Raw genomic sequence first — 5,273 nt, 5'->3', positions numbered from 1 at the left:
CGGTGGAGGAACGCAACAACGAGCAGAAGTCGGTCCTGTTCGACAAGGTGCACCGCTATTTCAAGGGCAACCTCAAGGGCAAGACCTTCGCGCTCTGGGGCCTGGCCTTCAAGCCCAACACCGACGATATGCGCGAGGCGCCGTCGCGCACGCTGATGGAGGCGCTGTGGCAGGCCGGCGCCAACGTGCAGGCCTTCGATCCCGAGGCGATGCAGGAGTGCCAGGCCATCTACGGTCTGCGCGACGATCTTTTGCTCTGCGGCACGAAGGAGGCCGCGTTGCGCGGCGCCGACGCGCTCCTGATCTGCACCGAATGGAAGAGCTTCCGCGCGCCCTCCTTCGACGCACTCAAGGATGCGCTGACCACGCCGGTGATCTTCGACGGCCGCAATCTCTACGACCCCAAGGTCATCGCCCGCTACGGCATCGAATATTTCAGCATCGGTAGGCTGGCGGCGTGAGGGCAGAGCGGCACAATAAGGAGCCAGGGTCCATGAAAGTTCTGTTTGCAGGGGGCAACGGCTACACGCCACAATTCAGCGGTGGTGTTCAGTCGAGCACGCACCATCTGGTCGAGCAGTTGCGCGAAAACGGTCATGAGGCCTCGGTCCTGGCGGCGCTGTTCGGTGACGGCATGTTCGGCTTCAAGGCTCGCGCCAAGATGAAACTGCTCCGCCAGCGCGCCGTCATCGACACGTTTCCCGGTTACCCGGTGGTGCGGGCGTGGTTCCCCTGGGAGGCGGCGGGCTTCGCGGTCGAAAGGCTGAAGCCCGATGTCGCGGTCGTGCAGTGCCACAAGTCGGTGCCGATCGGCAGGGAGCTGCAGGCGCTGGGCGTGCCGCTGGTCGTCTATCTGAGGAATGTCGAATTCCATGAACTGGCGGGCGACCTGCGCGAACTGCGCTCGGCGCTCTACATCGCCAATTCGGAGTTCACCGCCCGCACCTACAAGGAAAAATTCGGCATCGATTCGACGGTGATTCCGCCCACCATCAATCCCGGATCTTACAGCACGCCGACGACCCGCGAGTTCGTGACGATGATCAACCCTTACAACGAAAAGGGATTCGAATTGGCGGTCCGCATTGCCGGCGAATGCCCTGAAATTCCGTTCCTGTTCGTCGAGAGCTGGATGCTTGACGACAACCACCGGGCCGAGATCGAAAGGACCATCGCCCCGCTGGGCAACGCCACGTTGGAGAGCCGCACCAGCGATATGAAGACGGTCTACGGCCGGACGAGGATTCTGCTTGCGCCCAGCAAATGGGAAGAGGCGTGGGGCAGGGTAGCATCCGAGGCCCATTGCAGCGGCATTCCTGTCGTCGGGTCCCGGCGCGGCGGCCTGCCGGAAGCGATCGGCGCCGGCGGCGTGGTGCTTGACTACGACGCTCCGCTCGCCGACTGGGTCGCGACGGTCAGGCGATTGTGGAGCGACAAGGCCGAGTACGACAGGCTTTCGGCGGCGGCGCAGCTGTTTTCAGAGCGGCCGCAGATGAACCCCGATAAACAGTTCGCGACATTTCTGGATGTTCTCAACAACGCCAGGCGAAGCGGCCTGGAGCGTGCCGCCTAGTCGTTTTCCGCGCAAGCGAATCGCTGGCCGACCTCGAAAGATCATCTGATCGATGAAGATTTGCTTCGTAGTTGATAAGTTCCCCTCGTTATCCGAAACCTTTGTCCTCGACCAGATAGCCGGATGCCTTGAGCACGGCATGGAAGTCGGTGTCGTCTGCAACGAGACGACCTTCGGCAAGGATCGCAACATCGACGATCAGCGCTGGCAGGCGCTGCCCGGAAAGGTCGTGTGCTGGTGGGGTAGACTCGGCCGTTATCGACCGCTGCTCAGGAAATGGTCCGGGAGGCTGTGGGACAAACTCTCGACCGCAATCGATCTCTTTCACGCGCACAAGTTGCAGGAGGCCGACGTCATCGTTGCGCATTTCGGCACCAATGGCCTGCGGGTCGCCCGCGTCATCAAGCGTGGCAGGATTTCCGCACCCCTGGTGACGATATTCCATGGCAACGATGTCGGCGGGCCGATGCATGACAAGACGCTTGCGCGCTACAGGACGGTCTTCGAAAAAGGCGTTCTCCAACTGCCGGTGAATGCCTTTTTCCGCGACGCCCTGATCGATGTCGGCGCATCGCCAGCGAAGGTCGTGGTGCACCATATGGGCGTGCGGCCTGGTGAGATCGAGTATCGGTGGCGGTCCTGGGAGCAGGACGCACTGTCATTCATCTCTGTCTGCCGCCTGACCGAGAAGAAAGGCATCGAATACGCGCTTCGCGCACTTGCAGCCCTGCCGCGCCGTGACTGGACCTATTCGGTGATCGGCGGCGGCGAACTCCTGGAAGAGCTGAAGCGGCTTGCCGCCGATCTCGGCATTGCCGACAGGGTGACTTTTCTCGGCCCGCGCCCGCATGCTGAGGTCAAGCAGCGCCTGCGCGATGCCCATGTGTTCGTGCTGCCCAGCGTCGGAGCCCGCGATGGCGATGTCGAAGGCATTCCGGTTGCCTTGATGGAGGCCATGGCCGCTGGGCTGACCGTGGTCAGCACCTATCATTCGGGGATTCCTGAACTGATCGAGGACCAGAAGACAGGGTTCCTCGCGCCCGAGCGGGACGTCGCGGCGCTAGCCGGCAAACTCACCTGGATCGCCGAGAACGCGAAGCTGTGTGAGCCGATCGCGCTCGCAGCGCGAAAGAAGATCGAGGCAGATTTCAACGCGGAGGTGCTTAACGAGCGGTTCGCGCAGATTGCAACGCAGCTTGGTGAAATGAGATCGCCCATATGAATGCCCCCCCGCCTCCTCCTCAATTTGGTCGCGTCGCCCTGCGCGGCGGGCTGGTCACGGCCGGCGCGCAAGGCTTCAAGATGGCGATACAGTTCATTTCGGTCGTCATCCTCGCCCGCCTTCTTGTGCCCGAGGATTTCGGCCTGGTAGCGTCCGTCGGACCGATCGTTGCCTTTGTCGGATTGTTGCAAAACCTTGGCCTGCAGCAGGCGCTGGTGCAGCGCAGGGACATCAGTGACAGGCAGCTCAATCAGGTTTTCTGGGTCAGCGCCCTCGTCGGACTGGGCAGTTCCGTCGTCGTTGCGGCTCTCGCGCCGGCCATTGCCGCGTTCTACGGCGATCAGCGCATGTTCGGGATCACCATGGCCTCTGCTCTGCCGCTGCTGCTTGGCAGCATTGCCGCGGTGCCGCTGGCGCTGATGAACCGCCATCTGCAGTTCGGCCAGCTGGCGATCAACGATGTCGCAACCGCCGCTGCCGGACTTCTCGCCGCCGCGATCGCGGCCTGGGCGGGAATGGGCTACTGGTCGCTGGTGTTGGGGCCGGCAGTCGCGGCAGTCGTTGCGCTCGCGGCAGCATGGCTGGTGGTGCGTTGGACGCCGTCGCGGCCGGACCTGAAAGTCGACGGCGACATATTGTCGTTCGGCGCCAATCTGACCGGCTTCAACCTCGTCAACTTTTTCTCACGCAATCTCGACAACATCCTCATCGGAAAATACTCCGGTGCAATCGAGCTCGGCTATTACGACCGCGCTTACAAGCTGCTGCTGTTTCCATTGCAGAACATCACCCAGCCGCTGACGCGCGTGATGGTGCCTCTGCTCAGCCGAATTCACGAGGACAAGGCGCGGTTTCGCGACCTTTACGTGCGAACCAACTGGATGCTGGCGGCCGTAACCATGCCTGGTATCGCGGCGCTGACGCTGACCTCGGAACAGGTGGTTGCGCTCCTTTTCGGGCCGCGCTGGACCGCCGTGGCGCCTATTTTTGCTTGGCTCGGCATCGCCAGCCTGATGCAGTCCGTCTCAAGCACCACGGGGTGGATATTCATCTGCCAGGGCAAAACCAAGACCATGTTTCATTGGGGCATCTACTCGTCGCTGACGACGGTCGCCTCCTTCATCGTCGGCCTGCATTGGGGCGCTGTCGGCGTCGCGGCCGCCTACGCGATCAGCGGCTACGTGCTGCGCGTTCCGGTGCTTGCCGTGCTGGTCCACCGTGTCGGCCCGGTAACTGCCGGCGATTTCCTGATCATGCAGGGGCTCTTCATTGTCTCGTCCCTGCTTGCCTGGCTGGCCTATCTGGAGCTGCCGGCGTCGCTCACTGGTCAATCAGACCTTCTCGCCGTGGCCCTGGCGCTTTGCCTCAATTACGGGTTTGCCCTCATCCTGATGCTGATCTTTCCCCAATCGCGCGGCATGCTTTCCGCCACCCTTCCCAACATCGCGCGCAACATCCGCTGAAGCACCTGGAACAAGTGGCTTCAGCAAGTCTGTGGCCGACATTGCCGAAGCATGCTCTTCAAGCACGGCCTGCAGGCTGGTGCGGCGATACTGGTCGAGGTTGCCGGCAAACCTGCCGAGCTTTTCGGCTGCCTCCTGCGGCGTCACTGTGTCGATGTCGAGCAACAGATCGGCGACACCGACGCGCTTGGCGACTTCCTTGGTCTTGAATTCATAGGCGATCGGCAGCACCGGCGTGCCGACGCAAAGCGACATGATCATCATGTGCATGCGCGTCGCGACGACGAAGTCGAAGCCTTTCACCAGCGCCATCAACTGGTCCGGAGTGTGGAACGAAGCGTCCACGCTGACATGCTTGGCGATCTCCGGATCAAGCTCGGCTACGATTGCGCGCGCCGTCTTGGAATCGTCATGCGCGTATTCCGGCACGCCCTGGCAGGTGGAGACGAAGGTCACTTCCTTGGCGTGATCCCTGACGAGGATGGTTGCGATTTCGCGCACCGAATCGAGATAGCGGCGCATGCCGTCTTCACCGTCATTGACATAGTTCCAGTGGCGGACGGAGATGGCGACGCGGCCCGTTTCCACCGGCGGTTGGGCGGAAGCCAGCCGTTTCCCGATCCTGTCTGTATCGGCGAGCGCAAAGACGGCATCGGCCACGACGTGGCACTTGCCGGGCTCCTTCACCATATCCAGTATGTGGTTTCTGGAGCGCTCGTCGCGAAGCAGGATGAGCGGGCTCCGGTCGAGGATCGGGGTCAGTTCCTGCCGATTGTAACTTTTGTTGAACGGACCGAGGGATTGCGTGAAGAACACGGGATCCTTGCCGAGGATCGCATCGACGCGGAATTGGTTCAGGCGCCTTTCGAGATTGTAGTTCTCGACCAGATAGGTGCCGCCTGTCGTGACCACGAGATCGGCGCTCCGATAGATATCGAGGCTGCGGCGGGCGCTTTCGCCGAACAAGATGCGGCTAATGAAGCCTTCGGAGCCGAAACGCTGCAAAACCTGAAGG

4 protein-coding genes and 1 pseudogene are annotated in these 5,273 nt (G+C 62.0%); 4 read left to right on the top strand and 1 reads right to left on the bottom strand.

Annotated features, from left to right (window positions below):
* From EOA33_RS23305 to EOA33_RS23290, 4 genes are all read left to right on the top strand, one after another.
* The coding region (locus tag EOA33_RS23305; RefSeq protein ID WP_145989248.1) for a UDP binding domain-containing protein at positions 1 to 461 on the top strand (461 nt) is incomplete at its 5' end.
* Between the two features lie 32 nt (positions 462 to 493).
* The gene (locus tag EOA33_RS23300) at positions 494 to 1,573 is read left to right on the top strand and encodes a glycosyltransferase (RefSeq protein ID WP_127406697.1); all 1,080 of its coding nucleotides are present in this window, start codon (positions 494 to 496) and stop codon (positions 1,571 to 1,573) included.
* A 52-nt stretch (positions 1,574 to 1,625) separates the two neighbouring features.
* Positions 1,626 to 2,795 carry a glycosyltransferase gene (locus tag EOA33_RS23295; RefSeq protein WP_127406696.1) on the top strand — a complete coding sequence of 390 codons (1,170 nt, stop codon included), beginning with the start codon at positions 1,626 to 1,628 and terminating at the stop codon, positions 2,793 to 2,795.
* Positions 2,792 to 4,258: a lipopolysaccharide biosynthesis protein gene (locus tag EOA33_RS23290; protein ID WP_127406695.1), complete on the top strand. Its 1,467-nt coding sequence runs from the start codon at positions 2,792 to 2,794 to the stop codon at positions 4,256 to 4,258. The genes EOA33_RS23295 and EOA33_RS23290 overlap by 4 nt, the downstream gene beginning before the upstream one ends.
* Positions 4,259 to 4,531: 273 nt before the next feature.
* On the opposite strand, the pseudogene EOA33_RS40740 reads toward EOA33_RS23290, so the two are convergent.
* Positions 4,532 to 5,170, bottom strand: a pseudogene (locus tag EOA33_RS40740) (polysaccharide pyruvyl transferase family protein); the annotation flags it as partial.
* Positions 5,171 to 5,273: the final 103 nt, after the last annotated feature.

Source organism: Mesorhizobium sp. M4A.F.Ca.ET.050.02.1.1 (assembly GCF_003997725.1).
GTDB lineage: Bacteria > Pseudomonadota > Alphaproteobacteria > Rhizobiales > Rhizobiaceae > Mesorhizobium.
Note: the sequence above shows the minus strand (reverse complement) of the source record. Positions and strands in the feature narration are given on the sequence as shown.

Coding starts and splice junctions, on each gene's coding strand:
- EOA33_RS23300 (WP_127406697.1), top strand. CDS start 494: ATGAAAGTTCTGTTTGCAGGGGGCAACGGCTACACGCCACAATTCAGC.
- EOA33_RS23295 (WP_127406696.1), top strand. CDS start 1,626: ATGAAGATTTGCTTCGTAGTTGATAAGTTCCCCTCGTTATCCGAAACC.
- EOA33_RS23290 (WP_127406695.1), top strand. CDS start 2,792: ATGAATGCCCCCCCGCCTCCTCCTCAATTTGGTCGCGTCGCCCTGCGC.